Source organism: Candidatus Atribacteria bacterium (assembly GCA_011056645.1).
In the GTDB taxonomy this organism is placed as follows: Bacteria; Atribacterota; Phoenicimicrobiia; order Phoenicimicrobiales; family Phoenicimicrobiaceae; genus Sediminicultor; species Sediminicultor quartus.
Genome location: DSEL01000185.1, coordinates 13,895 through 38,851, shown reverse-complemented (window position 1 = coordinate 38,851; position 24,957 = coordinate 13,895). Strand labels below are relative to the sequence as shown.

Here is a 24,957-nt window from a genome sequence, read left to right as displayed (position 1 = left end):
GAATAGGGTTATTTATCCTGATTAAAATGAGAGATTATAAAACAAGTTATAAAATATTAAAATCCTCTTTGGAAGAGAAGGGAATTAATGTAAGTAAAATTGAGAAAAAGTTAACGGAATTAAAGATTGAAACTCCAAGTTGGGGTTATTCAGATTCAGGAACTCGTTTTGCAATTTTTAAGCAAAAAGGAGCTGCTAATAGTGTAAGGGAAAAAATTCAGGATGCAGCAGAAGTACATAAGATCACCGGCATATGTCCGTCTATAGCTTTACATATCCCTTGGGATATCACTGATAATTGGCATGCTCTTTTAGAATATTCTCTTTCTTTGGGAATAAAACCGGGAGCTATAAATCCCAATTTATTTCAAGACCCGGATTATAGATTGGGGAGTCTTTGTAATCCTGATAAAAAAGTGAGAAAAAAAGCTATCAATCATGTTCTGGAGTGTATCAATATTGCCAAGACACTTAAATCCAAGGATATTTCTCTCTGGTTAGGCGATGGAACCAACTATCCCGGGCAGGATGATATAAGAGAGAGAAAGCATAGATTAGAAGATAGTTTGAAAGAAATTTATGATAATTTACCAGATGATATGCGAATACTTATAGAATATAAATTTTTTGAACCATCTTTTTATAATACCGATATACCTGATTGGGGTAGCGCATATAATTTGTGTTTAAAATTAGGGAATAGGGCGATGGTATTGGTTGATTTAGGACATCACGCTTTAGGCACCAATATAGAACAGATAGTAGCCTATCTTTTAGATGAGGAAAAGTTGGGAGGATTCCATTTTAATAATAAAAAATATGCTGACGATGACCTAACTGTGGGCTCTATAAATCCTTATGAATTTTTCCTTATTTTCAATGAACTGGTATCAGCAGAAGAGGATGGAATAAAAGCCAACATAGCTTATATGATAGACCAATGTCACAATCTTAAGCCAAAAATTGAAGAAATGATCCAAAGTGTTGTAAATATTCATAAAATCTATGCAAAAGCTCTCATTGTAGATAGAAGATCTTTGAAAAAATTCCAACAAGATGAAGATATAATTATGGCGGAGAAGGTGCTCACTGAAGCCTTTGAAACTGATATAACACCTCTTTTATTTAAAGTAAGAGAGGAGATGAAGGTTCCTTTAAATCCTCTTGAATTTTTTAGAGAGTGTGGATATTTGGAAAAGATTCAAAGGAAAAGATAATTTTTTTATTTTAACTTCTTTAGTAATCCGTTAATTTTTCAGCCTACCCAACAACAATTTTTAAATATCTTTGCAGAGATTTAAAAATTATAAAAAATATTAATTGTTTTATAAAAAATAACCAAAAAGTATTGACATGAAAAAAATAGTATGTTAAAATGTTAAAAAAGTAAAAAAATTTGTCAGAAAAATAACATTAAGGAGGTAAAAAGAAAGATGGACGTTTATACAGATGCATTGGGAATGATCGAAACAAGAGGTTTTGTAGCAATGGTAGAGGCAGCAGATGCGATGTTAAAGGCAGCCAGGGTAGATTTGGTAGGCTATGAAAAAATTGGTGGTGGGTACAATACTGCTATTGTACGTGGCGATGTAGCAGCTGTTCGAGCTGCCCTTGATGCCGGAAATGCAGCAGCCCAAAAAGTTGGTGAAGTAATTTCTGTTCATATTATTCCACGGCCACACAGTAATGTAGATAGTGTTCTCCCTTTGGGCAGAGGTCCGAGTAAAAACAAAAAAGATAAAATGAGTACTGATTAATTGATACATTCATCATACGGGAGGAAAAAATATGATACTGGCAAGAGTAGTGGGTACAGTGGTATCAACCAGGAAAGAACCGAAAATTGAGGGCATAAAATTTTTACTTCTGGAGAAAATTAATCCTACCAACATGCAGGGGAAAGGCGATTATCTGGTAGCAATGGATAGTGTGGGAGCAGGATTAGGGGAAATAGTCTTTTTTGTGGCCGGAAGTAGTTCCAGGATGACGGCAACTACCGAAGGAAAACCGAGTGATGCAACAATAATATCTATCGTTGATTCTATAGATATTAAAGGAGAATATGTATACAAAAAATAATAAAATTGTTTAGAGATCTTCCTTTTTTGTAGGGGTTCGATTTATTGGACCCGCCACAATGAGAACGGATCGGATAAATTCAACCCCTATTTAAAAAAACATTAATTTATAGCAAAAAGTTTTCAATTTTAAACTAACCACTAAGGGCTCGATTATTCAATAACGTCTAGTTTGTTTATTCCTAAAATTTTAAGAAATTAATAAAAAGAGGTTAAGATGATATTTGGTAAAATTGTGGGGACTGTAGTCAGCACCCAAATGGATGAAGGAATAAAAGGAAAGAAGTGTCTTCTTGTTCAAACTTGCAACCATAAAGGGCAAACAGATGGTAATTATCTGGTTGCTGTAGATCTGGTCGGAGTAGGAGTAGGAGAGATAGTGATTATTTCTCAGGGAAGTTCTGCTAGACAGACGGAAATTACCCATCAAAAACCAGTCGATTGCGTCATTGTAGGAATTGTCGATATGGTAGAAGCATACAATAAAATTGTTTTTAAAAAATAGGCGAATAGTCTATAAGAAGGGGAATAATTTATGGCACTTGAAAATGTGCTCAGAGATATGGGAGTAGTAGGAGCTGGCGGTGCTGGTTTTCCTACTCATATTAAAGTTGCCAATAAATATGATGTAGTCATTGGAAATGGAGCAGAATGTGAACCTCTTCTTTATAATGATAAATATATTATTGAAAGACAGGGAGAAGAGGTAATAAAAGGTTTAGAGTTAATTATACAATTGACTGGTGCAAAAAAAGGGGTCATTGCCCTGAAAAAAAAATACCTTTCTATTGCGGGAAAATTAAACAAAGCTATAAATGGAAAGAAAAATATATCACTATTCCTTCTTAAGGATTATTATCCAGTTGGTGATGAGTTCATTCTGGTACAGGAAATTACCGGTAAAGTTATTCCGGAAGGGGGTATTCCTCCGGATATAGGTTGTTTGGTAAATAATGTAGAGACCTTGAGAAATGTGTCTATGGCAGAGAAAGGTAATGCAGTAACCAGAAGGACACTCACCTGCATAGGAGAAGTAAAAAAGCCGAGTATCATCATTGCTCGGATTGGTACTTCTTTCCGGGAAGTTATCAATCTTTGTGAACCTACCTTGGAAGATTTTGTAGTTATTGTGGGGGGACCTATGATGGGCAAAGTAGTCTTTGACCTTGATTCACCGGTCACTAAAATTACCACCGGGATTTTAGTTTTACCTCGAGACCACCCCTTAGTTTTAAGGAAGACCTTAAGAATTGAATATATTATCAAGCAAAGTAAAGCTGCTTGCTGTCAATGCAGTTATTGTACCGACTTATGCCCTCGTTATTTATTAGGTCATGAGCTTTATCCCCATAAGATTATGAGACAGATAAACTTTGGACTCGATATTCCTTACGAAATGATTCAAAATGCTTTTCTATGCAGTGAATGCGGGCTTTGCGAGGTGTTCGCTTGTCCGATGGAATTATCCCCTCGCATTATCAATCAAAAAATTAAGGAAAATCTTCTGGTATCCGGCTATCAAGCCAAGTTTTCGGAGAAAAAAGAAAGTCCAAGAGAGCAGCAAGATTACAGAAAAATACCCAGTTCGAGGATTAAAAACCGCTTGAGATTAGAAAAGTATGATGAGGATGATCGACATCCATTACCAGTAATGGAAAATGATCCCGATCAGGTGGAGATTTTGCTCAAACAACACACGGGCGTTCCTTCGAAACCTGTAGTGAAAGTTAATGAACAAGTAAACGAGGGTGATCTTATTGCAGAAATTCCTGAAGGGAAATTGGGTGCTCGGTTACACGCGAGCATTAAAGGTAAAATAATTTATATTGACGAGCAAAAGATTATTATTAAAAAATAATGATGAAAGATAGGTAAGATATGGATATAATCGTTCTTGGAGTATTAGAATTTAACAGTATAGCAGTCGGAATAAAGGCTTTAGACGGCATAGTAAAAGCTGCCTCGGTAAAAGTAATAGATGCCAGGACGATTTGTCCGGGAAAATTTGTCATTCTTTTTACCGGTGATGTGGCAGCAGTTGATGCTTCCCTTACCGCTGGTAAGGAAATTGGAGAAGGTTATATCGTTGATGAATTATTTATTCCCAATTTACATTCTCAAATTATTCCGGCAATTGTCGGTACGGTTGAATGTAAGATTTGGGATGCAGTAGCTGTAGTAGAATTTTTTTCAGTTGTTGCCAGTATTGAGGCTGCCGATATAGCTGCCAAAACTGCTAATGTTTTAGTTAACGAGATTAGATTGGCTGCAGGGATGGGTGGTAAATCTTATATTAAAATGATTGGTAATATAGACGAGGTGGAAGCTGCAGTCAGGGCAGCGGTAAAGACCATAAGTGAGAAAGGTCTGATTTGTAAAGAGGTCATTATCCCCAACCCTCATCCGGAGATTAAACCTTATTTTATTTATTAAAGATAAAAAAGAGATTTACACATAGGTGGTAAATGATGGAAATAAACGAAAAAGATTTAAAATCAATCATTGAAAGCGTACTTAATAAATTAGAAGATACAAAAAGTGATAAAGCAATATCAAATGATTCGTTAAACAGGCCTTTTTCTGGTCAGGATGGAATATTTGAAGAAATAAATGCTGCTGTGGATGCTGCCGAGACTGCCCATCTTGAACTGATTAAATTAACCCTGGATCAACGTAGAGAAATTATTCGGAGCATACGCAAAATAATAATGGATCATCTGGAAGAAATTTCTAAATTAGCGGTAGAAGAAACAACTTTTGGCAGAATAGAAGACAAGATTGAAAAGAATAGATTAGCAGCTTTAAAAACACCGGGGATAGAAGATCTCGAACCTACAGCCTACTCCGATGATCATGGAATGACCTTGATGGAACGAGCAGCTTATGGGGTTATTGGATCTATTATACCCTCAACCAACCCTACTTCTACAGTTATTAATAATGGAATAAGTATGATTACCGGTGGGAATTCGGTAGTTTTTAATCCTCATCCTGCAGCAAAAAGAAGTTCCTGCTTGACTGTTTCCTTGATCAATCAAGCGATTGTAAAAGCCGGTGGTCCTCCCAACGTTCTTTGTGCTATTGCTAATCCGACTATTGATTCAGCCCAAACTTTAATGACACATCCTAAAATTAGATTACTGGTAGTAACCGGTGGTCCGGCGGTAGTGAAAACCGCTATGAACAGTAACAAGAAAGTCATTGCGGCTGGTCCCGGAAATCCTCCCTGTGTGGTTGATGAAACTGCCGATTTAGTTAAAGCCGGTCGCGACATTGTGATCGGAGCAGGATTTGATAATAATATTGTCTGTATATGTGAGAAAGAGATTTTAGCCGTTTCTCAAATTACCGATAAATTAAAAGAGGAAATGATAAAAAATGGCGCTTATGAATTAAAAGACGATCAGATTGAAAAGGTTACTAAATTAGTCATCGCTGACCCGGGCAAACCCGGGCATGAAGGGGCACCAAATAAAGAATATGTGGGGAAAAATGCCAGTATAATCGCCCGGGATATAGGACTAGATATTTCTGATCAAACTAAAATATTACTTTGCGAAGTAGATCCTTATCATCCCTTGGTCTGGACTGAACAGCTTTTACCGGTGATTCCCCTGGTTCGCTTTAGCCATGTCGATGAAGCCATAGATTTTGCCGTGCAGTGTGAGCATAATTTCAGGCATACTGCTTCTATTCATTCCCGGAATATTGCTACACTTTCCAGGATGGCTAAATTGATGAACTGTTCTCTCTTTATAAAAAATGGACCCAATTATAGTGGTTTGGGATTTGGAGGTGCCGGTTATACTTCCTTTACCATCGCTACTCCTACTGGGGAGGGCTTAACCCGAGCAAGAACCTTTACCAGGGAAAGACGTTGTGTCTTGGTTGGTTATTTTAGAATTGTTTAAATTACTTTAATCATATAAGCATTTCTTTCCGTAGGGGTTCGATTCATCGAACCCGCAATGAAAACGGGTCGGATAAATCCGATCCCTACAATAAAAACTAAATAGACAGGCGAGAGGCCTGTCCTACTAACGATTATTTACTATCGATTAATTTATTTTTTATTAGCTTTTTGTCTGGAGGATAGAGATGAAATTAGGGAAAGTTATTGGTAATGTTGTTTGTACCCAGAAAGTAGAATCTTTTCAAGATATAAAACTGTTATTACTCCAACCTCTTAATGAAAAATTAGAAGAAATTGGTGATCCTGTAGTAGCTTGCGATACGGTTCAGGCAGGTATAAATGACATTGTTTTTTATGAAGGTGGCAGAGAGGCAGCTTTGGGACTTAAAAATTGGTTCAACCCTTCTGATTTGACTATTATGGGTATAGTTGATCAGGTAAATATTGGAGAATAATTATGATTTTAGGCAAAGTAATTGGTAATGTAGTTTCAACTATAAAGCTTCCGATTTATCAAGGATATAAGATTTTAATCGTTCAGCCGGTGAATGACCAAGAAGAACTCCAAGGAGAAAGTGTTTTGGCTTTGGATACTGTCCAGGCAGGGGTGGGAGATACGGTCCTGGTGATTGATGAAGGAAATTCTTCTCGTTTGATTATAAATAATTCGACAGCCCCGATTAGAACAATGATTGTAGGAATTGTTGATACAATTAATTAAAGTATAGAATAAGGTTAATGAAAATGACTGATAGTATAAATAGAATAAAAATTATCCAGAATGTGGTGAGTGGATTATATTCTACCGCTGCCCCTGAAAAAATCCAACCTATCCCCAATAATGTTCGGGACAAAGTGGGTTGTGTAGCTATTGGGTCAGATCATGGTGGATTTGAGGCCAAGGAAATTATTAGAGATTATTTGCGTACCATTGGTTATCGAGTGACAGATGTCGGAACTTTTAGTAAGGATAGCGTCGATTATCCTGATTTTGCCCTTAAAGTGGCCAGGAAGGTGACTAGCGGGGAATGCGATAGAGGAATTATGATTGATGGAGCCGGAATTGGCTCCTCAATGGTTTGTAATAAAGTTAAAGGGATAAGAGCTGCCCTGTGTTATAACCAAAAAACGATTATAAACAGCAGAGAACATAATAATGCAAATGTTTTAACTTTAGGTGGCCCGTTACACACTCCGGATGAATTACGCGAAATGGTAAAACTATGGCTGGAAACTTCTTTTGCTGGTGGAAGACATTGGAAAAGAGTTAATAAAATAATGGCTGCAGAAAGAAATAAATAAAAATATGAAAAGAAGAGGTTTAAAATTATGGATATAGATAAGATGGATAAAAAAGAGTTGATAGATAAGATTAGTGATGAAATAATATCAAAGTTAAAGAAGACATCTTCTTCTGATAATCTTTCTTTTAAATCTGATTTGGGTAATAAAAACATACAGGGTTCTTCTGTGGGTTGCAATATACAAATTAATACACCTGCTGACCTTGCACCATATATTGACCATACTTTATTAAAGCCTGACGCAACAGAAGCTCAGGTGAAAAAATTATGCGAAGAAGCCGTTCAGTATGGTTTTTGTACGGTTTGTGTTAATTCTTCCTGGGTGTCTTATTGTGCTAAAAAATTACGGGGAAGTGGAGTCAAGGTCTGTGCTGTTGTGGGATTTCCGTTAGGGGCAACAGACAGCAGGACCAAAGCTTACGAGACGCGTAATGCTATAGAAAACGGAGCTGGTGAAATAGATACGGTAATTAATGTAGGTGCTTTAAGAAACGGTGATCTAAAGACGGTAGAAGCTGATCTAAGAGCAGTATTTACGGCTTGCAGGAAGACCACGATTACCAAGGCGATAATTGAAACCTGTTTATTATCAGACGAGGAAAAAGTAATAGCTTCTCAATTGGTAAAAAAAGTTGGTTTTGATTTTGTAAAGACATCTACCGGTTTTTCTACCGCCGGAGCTACTGCCCATGATGTTGCTCTGATTCGTAGGACTGTTGGTCCTAAAATGGGAATTAAAGCAGCGGGTGGGATCCGTACTTACGAAGATGCTTTATTAATGATTCACTCTGGGGCAACCCGGCTGGGTTGTAGTGCCAGTGTAAAGATTGTCAGTGTCTGATATTATTCTGATATGATAAAGGATAGATGAGTCGAGGGTGATAAAAAATGGAAGAGCAAGAATATAAAAAACTTGTAGATATGATAACTGAAACGATTTATAAAGAAATAAAACCGAAAAAAGAATCATCTCATCTTTTTTCTATTCCCGTAGAGATCTCCAATCATCATGTTCATTTAACCAGAGATTCCCTGGATGTTTTATTTGGAAAGGATTATAAGCTTACTAAATTACGTGATTTATCTCAGCCCGGAGAATTTGCCAGCAATGAACAGGTGGGAATAGTTAGCGCAAATATGAAAGTGATTGAAAAGGTAAGAATTCTTGGACCCTTGCGAGAATATACGCAAGCAGAATTATCTATTACCGATGGCTATTTTTTAGGATTAGACCTTCCTACTCGAATATCGGGGAATATAAAAGGCTCTCCACCTATCATTTTTATCGGACCAAAAGGCGTTTTGGCTCTTTCAGAGGGAGCTATTCGAGCCGCGCGGCATATTCATATGGCTCCTGAAGATGCAGAACATTATGGTGTGAAAGATGAAGATCGAGTCAAGGTGGAAGTATCAGGAGAGCATGGCGTTATTTATAAGGATGTAGTAATCAGGGTTTCTTCTAAAAGTAAATTAGCACTTCATTTAGATATAGAGGAAGCCAATGCCGGAAATGTAGGTAACAAATGTTTAGCCAGAGTTATTAAAAAATTCTTTGATTAAATCAATATTTTAATATTTAAAAAGTAATCAATTAAATTAAAATGTACTTAATAAGGAGAATAAGTAACAATGATGAGAGCAGTAACATTATTTGCTCCCGCAAACCTAAGTTGCGTGGAGACAGAAGTTCCTGAAATAAAAGATTCAAATGAAGTACTTGTAAAAGTTAAAGCTTGTGGGGTTTGCGGATCTGATATACCAAGAGTAATGGTTAAGGGAGCTCACAAAATGCCGATTATCATCGGCCATGAATTTAGTGGTGAAGTAGTGGAGATAGGTAAAAGCATTTCTTCTTTTAAGGTATCAGATAAAGTGACAGCCATGCCATTAATTCCTTGTGGAAAGTGCGAATTTTGTCAAATAGGAAAATATAATCTTTGTGATGATTATCTATATTATGGCTCTCGTATTCCCGGTGCAATGGCGGAATATATTGTAGTAAAGGAAAGCAATCTTCTTAAATTACCTGAAAATGTAGATTATGAAAGTGGCGCAATGACTGATCCGGTAAGTGTGGCATTACATGCCATAGGAAAAGCAAATATTAATGCTGGCCAATCAGCAGTAGTTTTTGGTTTAGGGGCTATTGGACTTATTGCCATACAATGGTTAAAAATTTTAGGATGTTCCGAAGTTATTGCCGTAGATATTTTTCAGGAAAAATTAGATTTAGCTAAAAAAATAGGAGTCGATTTAGCAATTAACGCAAAAAATAACAATGTTATTGAGGCAATAATGGATTACACCCATAACAAAGGAGCAGATATTGTTATTGAGTTAGCGGGAAACAAAATAACTCAATTACAAGCAATTCAATCAGCAAGTAAAATGGGTAAGGTGATTTATTGCGGAATATCTTACGATGATCTGTTGCTTCCCAGTAAAGAAGTGAATAAGATACTCCGAGGAGAATTATTTATTATTGGTTCGTGGAATTCATCTATTGTTCCTCTTCCGGTTAATGAATGGAAATCCTCTTTAGATTTCATGGATAAAGGAAAAATTAAAGTGAAGCCAATAATAAGCCACCGAGCAAAGTTAGAGGATTGTAAAGAATTTTTTGAAATGATGTACTATAAAAAAGAGATATTTAATAAAGTTTTATTTATTCCGGATTTATAAAAAGTAACAAAGATAAAAAGAAACAATATTAATAATTTTATAAAATCGAAGGGCAGAATACCATGAGTTTGCCCATATATGAATGTAAACTTGCCCAAAAATAGCATTAAATAATTTTAAGGAGGAGAATAGATGGAAAAAAAATATATAATGGCAATTGACCAAGGTACAACAGGTACACGGGTTATTCTATTCAATCATGAAGGCCAAGTTCATTCAAAAGCTTATAGAGAGATAAGACAGATATATCCAAACCCTGGTTGGGTTGAACATGATCCAATGGAATATTGGGATACAACTATGGTTTGCACAAAGGAAGCTTTCGAAAAAGGTGGCGTTAAGGCAAGCGAAATAGCAGCGATAGGCATTACCTGCCAGAGAGAGACAACTGTATTGTGGGATAAAGATACTGGGCTACCTGTTTATAATGCAATTGTTTGGCAGAGCCGCCAGACTGCAAGTATATGTGAAGAGTTAAAAACAAGAGGATATGAAGATACTGTCAAAAACAAAACTGGTCTTTTAATCGATGCATACTTTTCTGGAACGAAGATTAAATGGATTATTGAAAATGTCTCTGGCGTTAAGGAAAAAATTTCGCAAGGAAAAATATGCATGGGTAACATAGATAGCTGGCTTATATGGAAGTTAAGTGGGGGGGCTTATCACGTAGAGGATTATTCAAATGCATCAAGAACAATGCTTTTAAATATACATACTCTTGAGTGGGATAAAGAGTTGCTTGATATTTTGGATATTCCTGTAAATATTTTACCGCAGTTAAAACCTTCAAGTGGAATAATGGCGACAACGAATAAGGATGTATTTTTTGGGGAAGAAATATCTATTGCGGGTGATGCTGGTGACCAGCATGCAGCTACTTTTGGACAGGTATGCTTTCAGCCGGGAATGGCAAAGAATACTTATGGCACTGCATTAGCATTAATGATGAATGTTGGAGAAAAGGTTTTATTTTCAAAGAATGGTCTGACCACCAATATTGCTTGGGTGGTTAATAATAATGTTGAGTATGCACTTGAAGGCGTTGTGTTTGCGGGTGGGTCAACAGTCCAGTGGTTAAGGGATGGATTGAAAATAATTAAAACTGCTCATGAATGTGACTTGCTTGCAGAAAAAGTAGCAGATACAGGAGGAGTATATTTTGTTCCAGCCTTTACCGGATTATGTGCTCCGTATTGGGATATGTATGCGAGAGGTTTGATAATAGGCATTACCAGGGGGACTAGTAGAGAGCATATCGCAAGGAGTGCTTTGGAAGCTATAGCATATCAGACAAGAGACGTACTTGATACAATGACAGTAGATTCTGGTATAAATGCAAAATCATTAAGAGTAGACGGTGGAGCAACTAATAGTGACTTTCTAATGCAATTTCAATCCGATTTACTTGGTATACCTATTGAAGTGCCATTAGTTACCGAGATGGCAGCATTGGGTGCGGCATATTTAGCCGGTCTCGGAATAGGTTTCTGGGCGAATAAGGAAGAAATTTCAAAACAATGGAAGTTATCAAAAGTATTCGAACCGAAAATGAAAGAAGATAGGAGAGAAGAATTATACGCTGGATGGAAAAGAGCTGTTAAGAGATCGCTTGTTTGGGATAAAAAAGAAGATATTTGTATATGAAGGAAATGAAAGCTGTAAAATTTACCATTGAAAGTTTTATGGATTATGGTCATTTAATAAATAAAGAAGATGTTGACACAGATAGACTCAAACAATAATGGATCAGTATCAATTAAAAAGATAATCATTCATCATTTTAACCTTAAGATGCTTCTAAAGTACTGGGTCTAGCTCATTATGTATTGTGGTAATGTAATTATAGATATATTTGCTTTTTAGTATTCCCTAAATTTTAGTATAGAAATTCCTTAAATTATCGTTTTTTATTATTCAATTAAGAGGGGGCGAAAAAAAATATTAGCTGCAATTTATAAAGGTAGGAACATAATTGATGTAGAAGAAATTCCCATGCCGGAAATCAATGAAAACGAATTACTAATAAAGGTTAAAGCCTGTAATATTTGTGGTACCGACATTAAGATATTAAAATATGGATATCGCCAAATGAAAGAAGGAGAACATAGAATCTTAGGACATGAGGTTGTAGGAGAGGTAGTTAAAAAAGGGGGAAATATATCTACATTTAATTTGGGGGATAGGGTTGCTGTAGCTCCCAATGTTGGATGTGGCCATTGTTATTTATGTGCAGCAGGATATAATAACCTATGCAATGATTATGAGGCATTCGGAATTAATCTGAATGGTGGATTTGCTGAGTATATGAAAGTGATAAATAAAGCAATTATTGGTGGGAATTTAATTAAAATACCTGAAAATCTTAATTTTCTTGAAGCTTCATTAAATGAACCCTTATCATGTGTGTACAATGCTTATGAATCTCTGAGAATTGGCCCAAGTGATAGTGTTTTAATTATAGGTGCTGGCGCTATGGGCTTACTTCACTTAATTCTTTCTAAAATTGCTGGAGCAAGAAAGCTAATAATTTCGGATATTAGTGACGATAGATTAAAATTAGCTAAAAAATATGGAGCAGATATTATTTTAAATCCCTCGAGAGTTAATTTAAAAGAGGAAGTATTTATTCATACTGCTGGAAAAGGAGCTGATGTTATCATAACTGCTTGTTCAATTCCATCTGTTCAAGAGGAGGTCCTGGATTTAGCCGCTAAGTTGGGAAGGATTAATTTTTTTGGAGGACTACCCGAAGGTAAAGATAGTATTATGTTTAAGTCTAATATTGTTCACTACAGACAGTTAAATATAACAGCAACCACAGGATCAACTATTTTACAATTTATAAAATCAATGGAAATTTTAAGTAAAAAAGAATTTGATATTCGAGGGTTAATTACTCATACTTTTGGTTTGAAAGAAATTGAAAATGCCTTCGAGAAAGTAATTTCTGGAAAAGGACTAAAAATCTCAATCGTGCCTTAAAGGTAATTAGAATATAGATATTAAAGAAGATAACGCTGAAGGCGTAATGATAAGATCGGTAATACAATAAGTTATTTATGAGTTTTATTCATCTAATATAATTTCAAAATTCCATTTACTGAATAAAGTTTTAATTACTTTATTAAAGTAAGGAAGGATGAGGTGTAATATGGATAAAAAATATGTGATGGCTATTGACCAAGGGACAAGTGGTACAAGGGTTATTTTATTCAACCGGAATGGAGAAATACATTCCATAGCCTATCAAGAAATACAGCAAATATATCCTAAACCGGGATGGGTTGAACATAAGCCGTTAGAGTATTGGGATAGTACCATGGAGTGTATAAAAGAAGCATTAAAAAAAGGTAATGTTTCACCAGCGGAAATTGCAGCTATAGGGGTAACCAATCAAAGAGAAACAACTGTATTATGGAATAAGGATACAGGAGAACCAGTTTATAATGCTATTGTCTGGATGTGTCGCCGAACTGCCGATATCTGCGATGATTTAAAAAATAAAGGTTATGAAAAAATAGTTAGAAAAAAAACTGGTTTAGTGATAGATGCCTATTTTTCGGCTACGAAAATCAAATGGATTATAGAAAATGTACCTGGTGTAAAAAAGGAGATTGCTAACGGTAAAATATATATGGGGAATATTGATTCCTGGCTTATATGGAAATTAAGTGGAGGAGCTTATCATGTGACAGATTTTTCTAATGCCTCTCGAACGATGCTTTTTAATATTCATACACTTCAGTGGGATAATGAACTATGTAATATGTTGAATATACCTGTAGGTATTATGCCTGACGTATTACCTTCCAGTGGTATATTGGCCAAAACTGATAAACGGGTATTTTTTGGAGAAGAAATACCTATTGCTGGCGATGCAGGAGATCAACATGCAGCTACTATAGGACAGATTTGTTTTAAACCTGGTATGGTAAAAAATACCTATGGTACAGGGCTTGCTTTAATGATGAATATAGGAGAAAAGCCGATTTTATCGAGAAATGGACTTACCACTGATCTTGCCTGGAATATTGGGGGAAGGGTGACCTATGCATTAGAAGGGGTGGTCTTTAATGGTGGTACGGTTATACAATGGCTAAGAGATGGATTAAGAATAATCAAAAGCGCAAGAGAATCAGATGAACTAGCTGAAAAGGTAAAGGATACAGGCGGTGTTTATTTTGTATCTGCTTTTACGGGTCTTTGTGCACCTTATTGGGATATGTTTGCCAGAGGACTAATTATCGGAATTACTCGAGGTACTACTAAGGAACATATCACCAGGAGTGCTCTTGAGTCTATAGCATACCAGGTCAGAGATGTATTAGAAGCAATGAAGACTGATTCCGGTGAGGAAATAAAAACTTTAAGGGTAGATGGAGGTGCCTCGAAGAGTAATTTTTTAATGCAATTTCAAGCTGATATATTAGGTGTTACAGTAGAAAAACCAGCTATTATTGAAATGGCAGCTTTAGGAGCAGCATACCTTGCTGGTTTAGGAGTTAATTTTTGGAACAGCACAGAAGAGTTAGAACATCATTGGAAATTAGAGAAAGTATATGAACCAAAGATGAAAGAAGATATAAAAGAAGCACTATATAGTGGTTGGAAAAAAGCTGTCAAGAGATCTTTAAATTGGGCTAACTAAAGTAAATATTTTTCTTTTTTATAATTTATATTTTTAACCAAAGAGGTAATTCATTATGGTTCATTCTAATCAGATGTTTAGATTAATAAACGAAATGAATCTTACCTATGAAAATTTAAGCTCAAAAATAGATAATGCTATTCTAAAACCTAATATGAAGATTTCAGATATCGAGGCTTTTTGCCATCAAAGTGTAAAATACCAGTTTGCCTCTGTAGCAGTCAATTCTGGATTCGCTTCCATTGCCAAATGTATTACTAATAAAAGTAATACGAAATTATGCTGCGCTATCGGTTTTCCTTTAGGGTTAACTTCAGTTTTTTGTAAGGCAGTAGAAATAGAAGATGCTATTAATTCAGGAGCGGATGAATTGGATTTTGTAATTAACATTGGGAGATTAAAATCTCAAGATTATTTTTATATTGAGAATGAATTAAAGGAACTGGTAAAAGCTGCAGAGGGTAGGACTACAAAATTAATCATAGAAACATGTTATTTAAATAAGAATGAAAAAATTAATATTTGCAAATGTGCTTTGAATACTGGTGTAAATTTTATTAAAACCTCTACCGGATTTGGTAAAAAAGGAGCAACAGTGGATGATGTAAGGTTAATAAAAAGTATTGTAAAAGATTATTGCCAAGTAAAAGCTGCGGGAGGAATCAAAAATTTAAAAGATACTTTGAGATTAATAAGCAATGGAGCAGACAGGATAGGTACTAATTCTGGAGTAAAAATTATGGATGAATTTAGAAAAATGATAAAAACTTATTAAAAGTGAGGTTAATTTTAAAAAGGGTGGTTCATAAAAAAACGAAGGAAGATAACTTGTTTAAGAGATGCTTTGAAGGTAAGGTTGCCATAATATCTGGTGCAGGCCAAGGGATAGGTAAACAAATAGCCTTAGATTTGTATTCAGAGGGAGCAAAAATTGCTGCTTTTGATATTAAGGAAGAACAAGTAAATAATTTAAAAGAAGAGCTTAACTTTAATAATAATAAAATTATTATCTTTCAAGCTGATGTTTCCAAAAGTAATCAGGTAAGTAAGGTAGTAAAAGAAACCATAAATTATTTTGGTAAAATTGATTTATTAATAAATAATGCTGGGATTTTGAGTTATGCTTCTATTGAAGATACCACAGATGATATCCTAGAAAAAATATTGTCAGTTAATTTAAAAGGAGTTATGTATTGTGTTCGCGAAGTTGTGCCTTTCATGAAAAAAAATCAGTACGGACGAATTGTAAATATTTCTTCCATCACTGGGAAACGAGGAGATAATAATACTTCACCATGTTATGGGGCTTCAAAAGGTGGAATAATTACTTTAACCAAATCATTAGCCAGGCAATTAGGTCCTTATGGTATTAACGTTAATGCAGTAGCACCTCATGCTATAATGACATCTATCATGAATGGTTGGGATGAAGAAAAGAAAAATAAGATGAGAGAGTTAATACCAGTTAGACGTTTAGGAACGGTTGAAGATGTATCATCGGCAGTGTTGTTTTTATTATCGGATGCCTCTGCTTTTATTACAGGAGAAACGATTAATATCAATGGTGGATATTATATGGATTAGACGATTCAGTAGTATAAAATTTTAGTAGGGATTTTAAAAAATGCTTATATTTTTCCTGAATTAATTTCTAATTTAGCCTTAACTGAAATAACAAAAACAACCTTATTGTACCAAATATAATTGGAAAGCATATTCACAAAGAAATCAAGGCTTTCTTTATATTAGACTTCCATTCCGTAGCGATGAATTTTATGAGTAGGATAGATTGTAATATGTGGGATGGTCACATCAGGAGTTCTTGTGGCAATATAGAGGGTTATTTCAGCCACGTTTTCAACATCAATACAGCTTGCATAAATTCCCTCTTTGTATTCCTTTTCGTCTAACCATCCATCAAGGTATGCTTTCAGAGAGCCATCATAAAGACCCTGGTCAATGATTTCGGTCATTGGTGTCTTTACATGAGAAGGATTGATCACGGTCACACCGATATTCTTATCCTTACCTTCAATCAAAATATTTTTACTAAAACCCATCATACCATGTTTTGAAGCCCGGTAGGGGCTATGGCCAGGACCTGATGCAAGCATGGCAGAGGTAGATCCCATGTTGATAATTCTACCGCCGGACTTTTGTTTTTCCATATACCTGAAGGCCTCACGACAGCATAAGAAAACGCCGGTCATGTTTGGACCAATGGTTTTATTCCATTCCTCCAATGTAACTTCAGAAACTGGTGGAGAAAGCGAATCACGGCCGGCACTATTGACTAAAATATCCAAATGACCCCATTCATCTATAGTCTGCTTAAAAAACTTAATGACCTTATCTTCATCAGTTACATCGGCACAAAAAGTAAGGGATATACCATTGGTTTTGTAAATATCGGCTTCCACTTGTTTCAAACGTTTCTTATTAATATCTATCAAGGCAACTTTGCAGGCATTAATGGAAAAAATCTTTGAGACAGCTTCTCCAATTCCAGATGCTGCGCCAGTTACGATGGCTACTTTCCCTTCCAATCTTTTTTCTATATTCATAATTGACCTCCCAAATTATTATAAAATAAAACTATATAGTTATTTATAAAAAGCAAAAAATATTTTCAGTAGATTATACATCTATTAAATTGTAGAAAATTTTAACCGAACCTTAGAGAAAAGTTCAAAGACCAAAGATTGCTTATTATTTCCAGAGTAGAAGATAAAATAGATATCCCCTACTTAGGCAGCTAACTTTGAAATTATGCTTAATAATTCTATGAATTATATGTTGATTCCTGAATCTTTTTCAAAATGCTTTCACGCTTCTACTCCTAATGGCTGCCCTTATCATATTTTATACCTTCTTAAGCCGGGATCACAGCCTTAAGAGTTAGGATTATAAAAAAAATTTAAAATATTTCCAAAAAAAGAAGGATTTTTTAAATAAATGTCATATAAAGATATATAGAATGTAAAGACATGTTTACATGAGTATGTCATGTAGAGATATTAAGATTTAATAATATTAAAAATAAGAAAGCAATTAGAGATTTAATAGGTAGGATTTTAAATTCTGAAACTGCATTACTTAACTAAAAATAGTTTAAGTTTTTTTTGAAAATGTAAGAGGGGGTATACTAAAAAATAATTAAGACGGAGGCTCTTAGAATGATAAAAATAAATGTAGACACATTAGATAAAAATTCACCCATACCATTATATTTCCAATTAGAAGAGATATTAAAAGAGAGGATCGAAACTGGAGAATTACAGCCAGGTGATTTACTGTCCTCAGAAAAAGAATTATCCGAAAAATATCAAATTAGCAGGCCGACCATTAGGCAAGCATTAAGAGGATTGATCAATGAAGGCTTACTTTATCGCGAAAAGGGGAAAGGAACTTTTATAGCAAAACCTAAGATAGATTATGGGTTTATCCAAAGATTAACTACATTCTACGATGATATGGTAGAAAAAGGGTATATACCAAAAACAAAGGTCATTAAACAGGAAGTAAAGATTGCGAGAGGAACAACAGCTAATAAGTTAAACATCCTGAAAGGTGAAAAGATTATTTTTCTTAACAGGATAAGATTTGTTGAGAATGAACCAGTCGTTAGCGTAATGAATTTTATTCCTTATAAATTATGTCCGAGCTTAATAAATGAAGATTTAGAGAATAAGTCACTCTATCGTACACTTATTAATAAGTATGAATTAAAACCATATAGGGCAAAAATTACCCTGGAACCGATTGTCGCCGAAGAATATGATTCTCAAATTTTAAAAATTAAATTAGGAGCCCCGATGCACTTAATGCAAAATATTACTTATACAAAGGATAATATAGCAATGGATTATTTTGAATCGCGTTTTAGGGGAGATAAAGGGAAAGTAAGGGTTGAACTTTATAACGAAATATAATTAAGGATGTGTTTCAATGGAAAAAATAAAGTTTTGTTTAATTGGAGCCGGTAGAGCAGGAATGGTTCATGCAAGAAACTATGAATTTGGAATAACTGATACAAAAATTGTTGCAGTTGTGGATACTAATAAAAAGATTGCTGAGGAAGCTGCCATAGAGCTAAGTGCCAATAATTTTTTTATCGACTTTGAAGAAGCGTTAAGATGTGAAAAATTTGATGCAGTTTGTATTGCAGCGCCGACCTTCATTCATGCTGAAACGGTTATTCGAGCAGCTGATGCCGGAAAGCATATTTTCTGTGAAAAACCGCTTTCTTCTACTTTGGAAGAAGCAGATCAAATGGAAAAAACAATAAAAAAAAATCAGGTGAAGTTTCAAATTGGGTTTATGAGGAGGTTTGATCAAAATTTCTTAAAAGCTAAAAAAATTATCGAACAAGGAGAAATAGGGACTCCCATTCTTGTAAAATCTGTAGGACGAGGACCCGGTTTACCACCAAAGTGGTACTGTGATGTAAAAAGAAGCAATGGGCTTTTAGCAGAGGTTAACAGCCATGATTTTGATTCTATGAGGTGGTTAGTTGGCAGTGAATATGAACAAGTATTTGCTATGGCTGATAATTTTAAATGCCCCCAATATAAGGAAAAATATCCTGATTTCTATGATACTGCTGCAGTTAATTTAAGATTTAAAAACGGAGTTTTGGGCATGATTGATGGATGTTGTCCTGCTACCTATGGTTATGATGCGAGGATGGAAATTTTAGGAACAGAGGGAATGCTACAAATAGGTTCCCAACAGGCCTATTCAGTTTTAGTATGGAATAATAAGAGTCAACTAATTAAAGAAGGCAATAAAAGCTGGAGGATTTTATTCAAGGATGCATACTTAGAAGAAGATAAGCATTTTGTTAACTGTATATTAAATAATGAAGATCCAAAAGTTGGTATTAAAGATGGGGAAAAAGCGATTGAAATAGTTATTGCTGCAAATAAATCGATTAAGACCGGTAAACCAGTTAAATTATAATTATTTTTATCAATATAAAATTTAAGAGGTAGAAATATGCAATATTCTATCAGCAACTGGATATATGCAACGGAAGACTTGGAAAAGAGCCTTCAAAGGTTAGCAAAATACAAATATGATGCGGTTGAACTTGAAGGAGAACCCGATAAGGCGAAATATGAACCTAAAAAGGTCAAAAAAATGTTACAGAAGTATGGACTTAAAGTTTCTTCTATTGCTGGAATGTATTTATGGAAAGAAGAAATAAAAAGAGATCTGGCTTCATCAGATATTAAAATCAGGGATCAGACGATTAAATATTTGTTCAAGTGTATAGATTATGCCCAGTTAATAGGTGCAAAGCTTGTTATTATTGTCCCCGCTGCTGTATCTAAATTAAGTCCATCTCTAAGCAAAAAAGAAGACTGGAAAAATTCCGTGAAGGCAGTTCGGGAAGTAGCGAAATATGCTAAGAAAAAAGATATTTTGCTGGCAGTAGAGCCGATAAATAGGTATGAAACTTATTTGGTCAATAATATCCGGGATGCTTTATATTTTACCAGCGAGGTAAATTCAACTCATGTAAAAATTATGGCTGATACTTTTCATATGAATATAGAGGAACGAGATATACCAGAAGCAATTAGAATAGCCGGTAATAACCTGATTAACATTCATATAGCAGACAGTAATCGTTGTTCAGTAGGAAGAGGACATATAAACTTTAAAGCCCTTATTAAGGCATTGAAGAAAATAAATTATCAATATGCTTTAACTTTAGAACCATTACCACCGATTTCTGACCCATACCTTGCTCTTGAAGGAGGATTTTCAGAAAATATTTTCGATCAATATGCTGCAGAAAGTATCATGGGCTTGAAATATTTCGAAGGTATTACCTGAAGCTTTATAAGTATATAAATTGTACAATAAGCGTTATTTTTATATTGATCTTCAAAGATTTATATTGGAGGAGATAGATCATGAGTTTTGAAGATAAAGTTGTTATAGTTACGGGGGCTGCCGTGGGAATTGGCAAGGCCACAGTTATAGCTTTTGCGGAAAAAGGTGCCAAAGTCGTTGTAGCTGATATTGATGTCGAAAAAGGTAAACAGACTAGTTCTTTCATTGGTGGGGACGCCTTTTTTATTGAACTAAACGTAGCCGACAGAAAAAGTGTGAATAATATGGTTAAAGACGTTATGAATAGATTTGGCAGGGTAGATATTTTAGTTAATAATGCTGGAATCTATTATCAAGGTGATGTAATTGAAACGACTGAAGAAGAATGGGATAAAGTGATGGCCGTAAATCTAAAGGGGATGTATCTTTGTTCTCATTATGTCATACCAGTTATGCTTGAGAGAGGTAGCGGTGTAGTGGTTAATGTTGCTTCCGAAGCCGGTCTTGTTGGCATTGCCGATCAGGTAGCTTATAATGTTTCCAAAGCGGGAGTTATTTCTCTGACTAAAAGTATGGCTGTAGACTTTGCCCAGAAAGGGGTACGGGTTAATGCAGTATGTCCGGGAACAACAGAGACTCCGTTAGTTAAAAATGCTTTGAAGAGATCTAAAAATCCAGAAAATGAAAGACGTAAACTTGAAGAATGCCGCCCCTTAAATAGATTAGGAAGACCAGAAGAAATAGCCGCAGCAATTTTAGCCATGGCTTCTGATCATTTAGGATACGCCACTGGATCTGTCCTTTCTATTGATGGCGGTTATACCGCAAAATAGCAAAGAGAATCAATTTTTTAAGGAGGTTGACTAAATGGCAGACTATCTAATCGGTGTAGATATAGGAACTGCAGGAACAAAAGCAGGTCTTTTTGACATAGGAGGGGTTCTATTGGCTGAGGCTTACGAAGAATCTTCACTCTATTATCCAAAGCCTGGTTGGGTCGAGCAGGAACTTGAGGATTTTTACAGCTCAGCAGTAAAAACTATCCGTCGGATAATGGAAAAAGCAGATATAAAACCAGAAAAAGTGGCTGCCATAACAATAGATGGCCAGATGTCAGGAATTGGCATGGTTGATAAGGATTGGCATCCGGCGGCTCGTTATGATTCCTGGTTGGATACTCGTTGCGAACCTTATATTCAGTTGATGCAGAGAAGGGCAGGAAAGGAAGTACTGAAGAAGACCGGTTGTCCACCTACCTATGCCCATGGCCCAAAAATATTATGGTGGAAAGAGGAGCGTCCGGAAGTTTTCAAAAAGATTGCCAAGTTTATTGTCCCGGGATGTTATGTTGCTGGTAAGATGGCAGGCTTGAGTTCTTTTGATGCTTTTATAGATTATACTTATCTCCATTATTCTGGTGTAGCCAATATTCAAGAAATGATTTGGGATAATGAATTATGTGATATCTTTAGTATTCCCAAGGAAAAATTACCACGAATAGTCAAACCCTGGGATATCATCGGGCATTTAAGTAAAGAAACGGCTAATCATTGTAGTTTGGTGGATGGTATTCCTATCGTAGCTGGAGCCGGGGATACCACTACCAGTTATTTAGGAGCAGGAATAGTTAAACCGGGGATTATTTTCGATGTGGCTGGTACAGCATCGGTTTTAGCCAGCTGTACCAATGAATTTTCCCCTGATTTAAAATATGGTACTGTTATGTGTTCACGCTCAGTTATTCAAAATCTGTGGAATCCCATTGCTTTTATAAATGGTGGAGGGCTTTGTCTGCGATGGTTTAGAGATGAAATAGCCCATCAGGAAACAGAAGAAGTTGAAGCAAAAGGGCAAGATTCCTATAAATTTCTTGATAAGCTGGCCTCTGAAATTCCGCCTGGCAGTGATAAGCTGCTCTTTATTCCTCATCTCGGAGGAAGAGTCTTACCAGCCCAACCCAATTTGAGAGGGAGTTGGGTTGGCTTCAGCTGGGGGCAGAGTAAAAATCATTTTTACCGATCCATTCTTGAAGGTATAGCTTATGAATACTACTACTATTTGAAGATTATGAAAAATCTCTATCCCGATATTGAATTTAAGGAGGTTAGGGTTTTAGGTGGGGGATCGAAGAGTCAGTTGTGGAATCAAATAAAGGCAGATACTCTTAATATTTCCTATGCCATAGTTACCCAGCAAGAACCAGCTATTCTGGGTAGTGCAATTATTGGTGGCTATGCTGTGGGGCTATTTGATGACTTGGCTAAAACTTCACAAAAATTTGTTCGGGTCAAAGATCGAATAGAACCCCGAGCCGAATATCAGGAACACTATAAAAAATATGCTGAAATCTATATTGGTTTAATTGATAATCTTACTAATACTTTTCAAAGACTTGCACAATTAAAAGAACCTTCTTGGTCTGGACCGGGGAAGGTTAAATAGCTTCTCATAATGAAATTGAGAAGGAAGGAGAGGCATAGGTTTAATGGAACCTTTTAATAATTATTTAAATTTTAATACGGGTGAGATTCTTGGAAATTGCGCTATATTAGTTCGCCATTTGAGCGATATGGAAGGAATGTATCATGATTTAGAAGCTACTAGAAAGATTATCAATGATGGTGATCCTTTAATATATAGAGTCTACAATATCGATGTTCCCGAGAAACATGGGCATTTACAGCACTGCACCAGCATTATTTATCCTGGACGAGTAGGTGACGAATACCATATGACCAAAGGACATTTTCATGAACAGGAAGATACTGCGGAAATATATTTAGTATTACAGGGAACAGGTAAATTATTAATGCAGAAGAAAGATACAGAAGTTAAGATCCTGGATATGCAATCAGGAAGCATATCCTATATTCCTCCCTATTGGGCCCATAGGACGATAAATACTGGGAATATACCATTAATCTTTTTTGCGGTTTATCCTGGTGAAGCCGGACATAATTATGGCATTATTGAAAGTAAAGGATTTAGTAAATTAATTCTTGAGAAAGGTGGGCAAATTAAAGTAATAGATAATCCTAATTATTAAATAAATATTATAATTTAGAAAATAAATAAAATGGAAGGAAAATAATATATATCAGAAAGAGAATATAGGGAAACTGCTCATAATTATAATCATACCTTAAATATAAAAAAGAAGGAGGTGGTTATAAATAACTATATAAATTATAGATTTGAAAAGAAGGGGGTGATTATAAACTAAAATATATTTAGTTTATTTACGGATAATTAAATAAATTTTAGTAAATTAAAGGGAGGTATTGAAAGGTGTTAAAGAAAGGTTTATTAATAATTCTTGTTGTCGCTTTGTTAGTAACTTTAAGTTCATTTGGTATATTTGCAAAAGAATTACCCAAGGAAATAGTTATAGGATGGACACCACCTGATATCACCGGGGTCTTTAGAACTGCAACACATTACTTCGAGGTAGGTGCTTACGATGCCAGTCTTAATGGAATTCCAGTTACTCTCCTCTATCGGGCTCCGGCCTCACATATCGCTTTTGGGGATCAGGTGGCAATTATCGAAGACTTTATTCAGATGAAAGTAGATGTGATTGCCATCTCGCCGATAGAAGTTGAAGTGATTATTCCGGCTATTCGTAAAGCTACCGAAGCAGGTATCCCGGTGATCATTGTAAACTTGTTAGAGCCTATTGCCGGAGTTGAGGTAGCTTCTTATATCGGCTTCGATAATGGTATGGCAGCTGAAATCTCTGCCTATTCTGTGCTGGATTACTTTGGTGGACCGGGTGTATTAGGTACAGGAAGAAAAGTTGCGGTTGAGCCAGGAGAGTACCTTGACCTAAAATGGTGGCAAAACCTATATGCTACTGTCACCCCAGAAGAAAAAGCAGCTATAAAAGCAACCGGAACCATTATCGAGGGGATTGCCGGTGGTTTCTTCTCTACAGCTCGATTGGTCGGTTTTCACAAAGTGATTGATGAGTATCCAGGTATCAAAATAGTGGGCACCTTGGCAGCAGATTGGAACAGAGAAAAAGGTATCAAGGCAGCGGAAGACTTTCTCACAGCCCATCCCAAAGGAACGCTTGATTTTATGTGGGCCGCATCTAATGAGATGGGTATGGGTGCAATGCTAGCTGCTGAGGCTGCTGGCAGGCAAGATGAGGTAAAAATATTCACCAATGATGTTACACCGGAGTCAGCGGAGAGAGTGCGTGAAGGAAGAATGGTAGCAGAAACAACTCATGGATTTGCGGACTGGGGTTGGTATGGAGTCGAATATGCGGTTAGGGCAGCTCTAGGACTAGATGTCCCTCCGATTTTCGACATCAGGCCCAGGACAATGTATAAGGAAAATGCGGATGAGTTCTATCCTGAACCAAAGCTTGAGCCTATAGACTGGGATGCAATCAAGGCTGAATATCTGGCGAAATAAGCTAAGAGGTAGAAGGGGTCCCTCTATAAAAAGCCCCTTCTACCTCTTTATAACAAACTTAAA

Annotated in this window: 26 protein-coding genes; 25 read left to right on the top strand and 1 reads right to left on the bottom strand. The window is 35.8% G+C overall.

Translation table 11 applies throughout. The annotated features are described in order from the left end of the window. The first annotated feature begins 26 nt into the window (after positions 1–26). From rhaI to ENO17_08600, 18 genes are all read left to right on the top strand, one after another. Positions 27–1,217: an L-rhamnose isomerase gene (gene rhaI, locus ENO17_08685; GenBank protein ID HER25108.1), complete on the top strand. Its 1,191-nt coding sequence runs from the start codon at positions 27–29 to the stop codon at positions 1,215–1,217. Positions 1,218–1,433: 216 nt separating this feature from the next. Then, the gene (eutM, locus tag ENO17_08680; GenBank protein ID HER25107.1) at positions 1,434–1,757 is read left to right on the top strand and encodes an ethanolamine utilization microcompartment protein EutM; all 324 of its coding nucleotides are present in this window, start codon (positions 1,434–1,436) and stop codon (positions 1,755–1,757) included. 31 nt (positions 1,758–1,788) lie between these two features. Next, positions 1,789–2,079, top strand: coding sequence for an ethanolamine utilization protein EutN (locus ENO17_08675; GenBank protein ID HER25106.1), 291 nt, complete (start codon positions 1,789–1,791; stop codon positions 2,077–2,079). 216 nt (positions 2,080–2,295) lie between these two features. Beyond that, entirely contained in the window at positions 2,296–2,583 is a 288-nt protein-coding gene (locus ENO17_08670; protein ID HER25105.1) for an ethanolamine utilization protein EutN, read from the top strand. Positions 2,584–2,613: 30 nt separating this feature from the next. Then, a complete protein-coding gene (locus tag ENO17_08665) occupies positions 2,614–3,936 on the top strand; it encodes a hypothetical protein (protein HER25104.1) in 1,323 nt (440 codons plus the stop codon). A gap of 20 nt (positions 3,937–3,956) precedes the next feature. Beyond that, complete coding sequence (locus tag ENO17_08660; protein ID HER25103.1) at positions 3,957–4,511, top strand: BMC domain-containing protein; 555 nt, start codon at positions 3,957–3,959, stop codon at positions 4,509–4,511. 35 nt (positions 4,512–4,546) lie between these two features. Then, positions 4,547–5,989, top strand: a complete 1,443-nt coding sequence (locus ENO17_08655; GenBank protein HER25102.1) for an aldehyde dehydrogenase EutE — start codon at positions 4,547–4,549, stop codon at positions 5,987–5,989. Between the two features lie 187 nt (positions 5,990–6,176). Then, the gene (locus tag ENO17_08650) at positions 6,177–6,446 is read left to right on the top strand and encodes an ethanolamine utilization protein EutN (protein ID HER25101.1); all 270 of its coding nucleotides are present in this window, start codon (positions 6,177–6,179) and stop codon (positions 6,444–6,446) included. A 2-nt stretch (positions 6,447–6,448) separates the two neighbouring features. Next, complete coding sequence (locus ENO17_08645; GenBank protein ID HER25100.1) at positions 6,449–6,712, top strand: hypothetical protein; 264 nt, start codon at positions 6,449–6,451, stop codon at positions 6,710–6,712. A gap of 23 nt (positions 6,713–6,735) precedes the next feature. After that, positions 6,736–7,293 carry a ribose 5-phosphate isomerase B gene (rpiB, locus tag ENO17_08640; GenBank protein ID HER25099.1) on the top strand — a complete coding sequence of 186 codons (558 nt, stop codon included), beginning with the start codon at positions 6,736–6,738 and terminating at the stop codon, positions 7,291–7,293. A gap of 42 nt (positions 7,294–7,335) precedes the next feature. Then, complete coding sequence (deoC, locus tag ENO17_08635; protein HER25098.1) at positions 7,336–8,136, top strand: deoxyribose-phosphate aldolase; 801 nt, start codon at positions 7,336–7,338, stop codon at positions 8,134–8,136. Between the two features lie 47 nt (positions 8,137–8,183). Beyond that, positions 8,184–8,855 carry a phosphate propanoyltransferase gene (pduL, locus tag ENO17_08630; protein HER25097.1) on the top strand — a complete coding sequence of 224 codons (672 nt, stop codon included), beginning with the start codon at positions 8,184–8,186 and terminating at the stop codon, positions 8,853–8,855. Positions 8,856–8,924: 69 nt separating this feature from the next. Then, positions 8,925–9,977, top strand: coding sequence for a galactitol-1-phosphate 5-dehydrogenase (locus ENO17_08625; protein HER25096.1), 1,053 nt, complete (start codon positions 8,925–8,927; stop codon positions 9,975–9,977). Between the two features lie 132 nt (positions 9,978–10,109). After that, positions 10,110–11,624, top strand: a complete 1,515-nt coding sequence (gene glpK / locus ENO17_08620) for a glycerol kinase (GenBank protein ID HER25095.1) — start codon at positions 10,110–10,112, stop codon at positions 11,622–11,624. Positions 11,625–11,972: 348 nt separating this feature from the next. Then, entirely contained in the window at positions 11,973–12,962 is a 990-nt protein-coding gene (locus tag ENO17_08615) for a Zn-dependent alcohol dehydrogenase (protein ID HER25094.1), read from the top strand. 169 nt (positions 12,963–13,131) lie between these two features. Continuing rightward, the gene (gene glpK / locus ENO17_08610) at positions 13,132–14,628 is read left to right on the top strand and encodes a glycerol kinase (protein ID HER25093.1); all 1,497 of its coding nucleotides are present in this window, start codon (positions 13,132–13,134) and stop codon (positions 14,626–14,628) included. A 55-nt stretch (positions 14,629–14,683) separates the two neighbouring features. Continuing rightward, entirely contained in the window at positions 14,684–15,403 is a 720-nt protein-coding gene (deoC, locus tag ENO17_08605; protein ID HER25092.1) for a deoxyribose-phosphate aldolase, read from the top strand. 2 nt (positions 15,404–15,405) lie between these two features. After that, complete coding sequence (locus tag ENO17_08600; GenBank protein HER25091.1) at positions 15,406–16,212, top strand: glucose 1-dehydrogenase; 807 nt, start codon at positions 15,406–15,408, stop codon at positions 16,210–16,212. 161 nt (positions 16,213–16,373) lie between these two features. Here ENO17_08600 and ENO17_08595 read toward each other — a convergent pair whose 3' ends face one another. After that, entirely contained in the window at positions 16,374–17,192 is an 819-nt protein-coding gene (locus ENO17_08595) for an SDR family oxidoreductase (GenBank protein ID HER25090.1), read from the bottom strand. 612 nt (positions 17,193–17,804) lie between these two features. Here ENO17_08595 and ENO17_08590 point away from each other — a divergent pair. The 7 genes from ENO17_08590 (at position 17,805) to ENO17_08560 (ending at position 24,894) form a co-directional block, all read left to right on the top strand. After that, positions 17,805–18,560, top strand: a complete 756-nt coding sequence (locus tag ENO17_08590; GenBank protein ID HER25089.1) for a GntR family transcriptional regulator — start codon at positions 17,805–17,807, stop codon at positions 18,558–18,560. Between the two features lie 16 nt (positions 18,561–18,576). Then, the gene (locus tag ENO17_08585) at positions 18,577–19,590 is read left to right on the top strand and encodes an oxidoreductase (protein ID HER25088.1); all 1,014 of its coding nucleotides are present in this window, start codon (positions 18,577–18,579) and stop codon (positions 19,588–19,590) included. A gap of 36 nt (positions 19,591–19,626) precedes the next feature. Continuing rightward, positions 19,627–20,472, top strand: coding sequence for a sugar phosphate isomerase/epimerase (locus ENO17_08580; GenBank protein ID HER25087.1), 846 nt, complete (start codon positions 19,627–19,629; stop codon positions 20,470–20,472). An 80-nt stretch (positions 20,473–20,552) separates the two neighbouring features. Next, positions 20,553–21,305 carry a glucose 1-dehydrogenase gene (locus ENO17_08575; GenBank protein ID HER25086.1) on the top strand — a complete coding sequence of 251 codons (753 nt, stop codon included), beginning with the start codon at positions 20,553–20,555 and terminating at the stop codon, positions 21,303–21,305. A gap of 34 nt (positions 21,306–21,339) precedes the next feature. Continuing rightward, entirely contained in the window at positions 21,340–22,914 is a 1,575-nt protein-coding gene (locus tag ENO17_08570) for a xylulose kinase (GenBank protein HER25085.1), read from the top strand. A 43-nt stretch (positions 22,915–22,957) separates the two neighbouring features. Next, positions 22,958–23,518 (top strand): cupin domain-containing protein, encoded by a 561-nt coding sequence (locus tag ENO17_08565; protein ID HER25084.1) that lies wholly within the window; start codon positions 22,958–22,960, stop codon positions 23,516–23,518. A gap of 242 nt (positions 23,519–23,760) precedes the next feature. Next, complete coding sequence (locus ENO17_08560; protein HER25083.1) at positions 23,761–24,894, top strand: sugar ABC transporter substrate-binding protein; 1,134 nt, start codon at positions 23,761–23,763, stop codon at positions 24,892–24,894. The last annotated feature ends 63 nt before the right edge of the window (positions 24,895–24,957 follow it).

Bases quoted from the DNA above. Each gene is read 5' to 3' on its own strand.
- ENO17_08570 (HER25085.1), top strand. From the start codon at position 21,340: ATGGCAGACTATCTAATCGGTGTAGATATAGGAACTGCAGGAACAAAA.
- ENO17_08675 (HER25106.1), top strand. From the start codon at position 1,789: ATGATACTGGCAAGAGTAGTGGGTACAGTGGTATCAACCAGGAAAGAA.
- ENO17_08595 (HER25090.1), bottom strand. From the start codon at position 17,192: ATGAATATAGAAAAAAGATTGGAAGGGAAAGTAGCCATCGTAACTGGC.
- ENO17_08645 (HER25100.1), top strand. From the start codon at position 6,449: ATGATTTTAGGCAAAGTAATTGGTAATGTAGTTTCAACTATAAAGCTT.
- pduL (HER25097.1), top strand. From the start codon at position 8,184: ATGGAAGAGCAAGAATATAAAAAACTTGTAGATATGATAACTGAAACG.
- glpK (HER25095.1), top strand. From the start codon at position 10,110: ATGGAAAAAAAATATATAATGGCAATTGACCAAGGTACAACAGGTACA.
- deoC (HER25098.1), top strand. From the start codon at position 7,336: ATGGATAAAAAAGAGTTGATAGATAAGATTAGTGATGAAATAATATCA.
- ENO17_08565 (HER25084.1), top strand. From the start codon at position 22,958: ATGGAACCTTTTAATAATTATTTAAATTTTAATACGGGTGAGATTCTT.
- rpiB (HER25099.1), top strand. From the start codon at position 6,736: ATGACTGATAGTATAAATAGAATAAAAATTATCCAGAATGTGGTGAGT.
- eutM (HER25107.1), top strand. From the start codon at position 1,434: ATGGACGTTTATACAGATGCATTGGGAATGATCGAAACAAGAGGTTTT.
- ENO17_08660 (HER25103.1), top strand. From the start codon at position 3,957: ATGGATATAATCGTTCTTGGAGTATTAGAATTTAACAGTATAGCAGTC.
- ENO17_08580 (HER25087.1), top strand. From the start codon at position 19,627: ATGCAATATTCTATCAGCAACTGGATATATGCAACGGAAGACTTGGAA.
- ENO17_08650 (HER25101.1), top strand. From the start codon at position 6,177: ATGAAATTAGGGAAAGTTATTGGTAATGTTGTTTGTACCCAGAAAGTA.
- ENO17_08585 (HER25088.1), top strand. From the start codon at position 18,577: ATGGAAAAAATAAAGTTTTGTTTAATTGGAGCCGGTAGAGCAGGAATG.
- ENO17_08670 (HER25105.1), top strand. From the start codon at position 2,296: ATGATATTTGGTAAAATTGTGGGGACTGTAGTCAGCACCCAAATGGAT.
- rhaI (HER25108.1), top strand. From the start codon at position 27: ATGAGAGATTATAAAACAAGTTATAAAATATTAAAATCCTCTTTGGAA.
- ENO17_08615 (HER25094.1), top strand. From the start codon at position 11,973: ATGCCGGAAATCAATGAAAACGAATTACTAATAAAGGTTAAAGCCTGT.
- glpK (HER25093.1), top strand. From the start codon at position 13,132: ATGGATAAAAAATATGTGATGGCTATTGACCAAGGGACAAGTGGTACA.
- ENO17_08590 (HER25089.1), top strand. From the start codon at position 17,805: ATGATAAAAATAAATGTAGACACATTAGATAAAAATTCACCCATACCA.
- ENO17_08575 (HER25086.1), top strand. From the start codon at position 20,553: ATGAGTTTTGAAGATAAAGTTGTTATAGTTACGGGGGCTGCCGTGGGA.
- ENO17_08665 (HER25104.1), top strand. From the start codon at position 2,614: ATGGCACTTGAAAATGTGCTCAGAGATATGGGAGTAGTAGGAGCTGGC.
- deoC (HER25092.1), top strand. From the start codon at position 14,684: ATGGTTCATTCTAATCAGATGTTTAGATTAATAAACGAAATGAATCTT.
- ENO17_08655 (HER25102.1), top strand. From the start codon at position 4,547: ATGGAAATAAACGAAAAAGATTTAAAATCAATCATTGAAAGCGTACTT.
- ENO17_08625 (HER25096.1), top strand. From the start codon at position 8,925: ATGATGAGAGCAGTAACATTATTTGCTCCCGCAAACCTAAGTTGCGTG.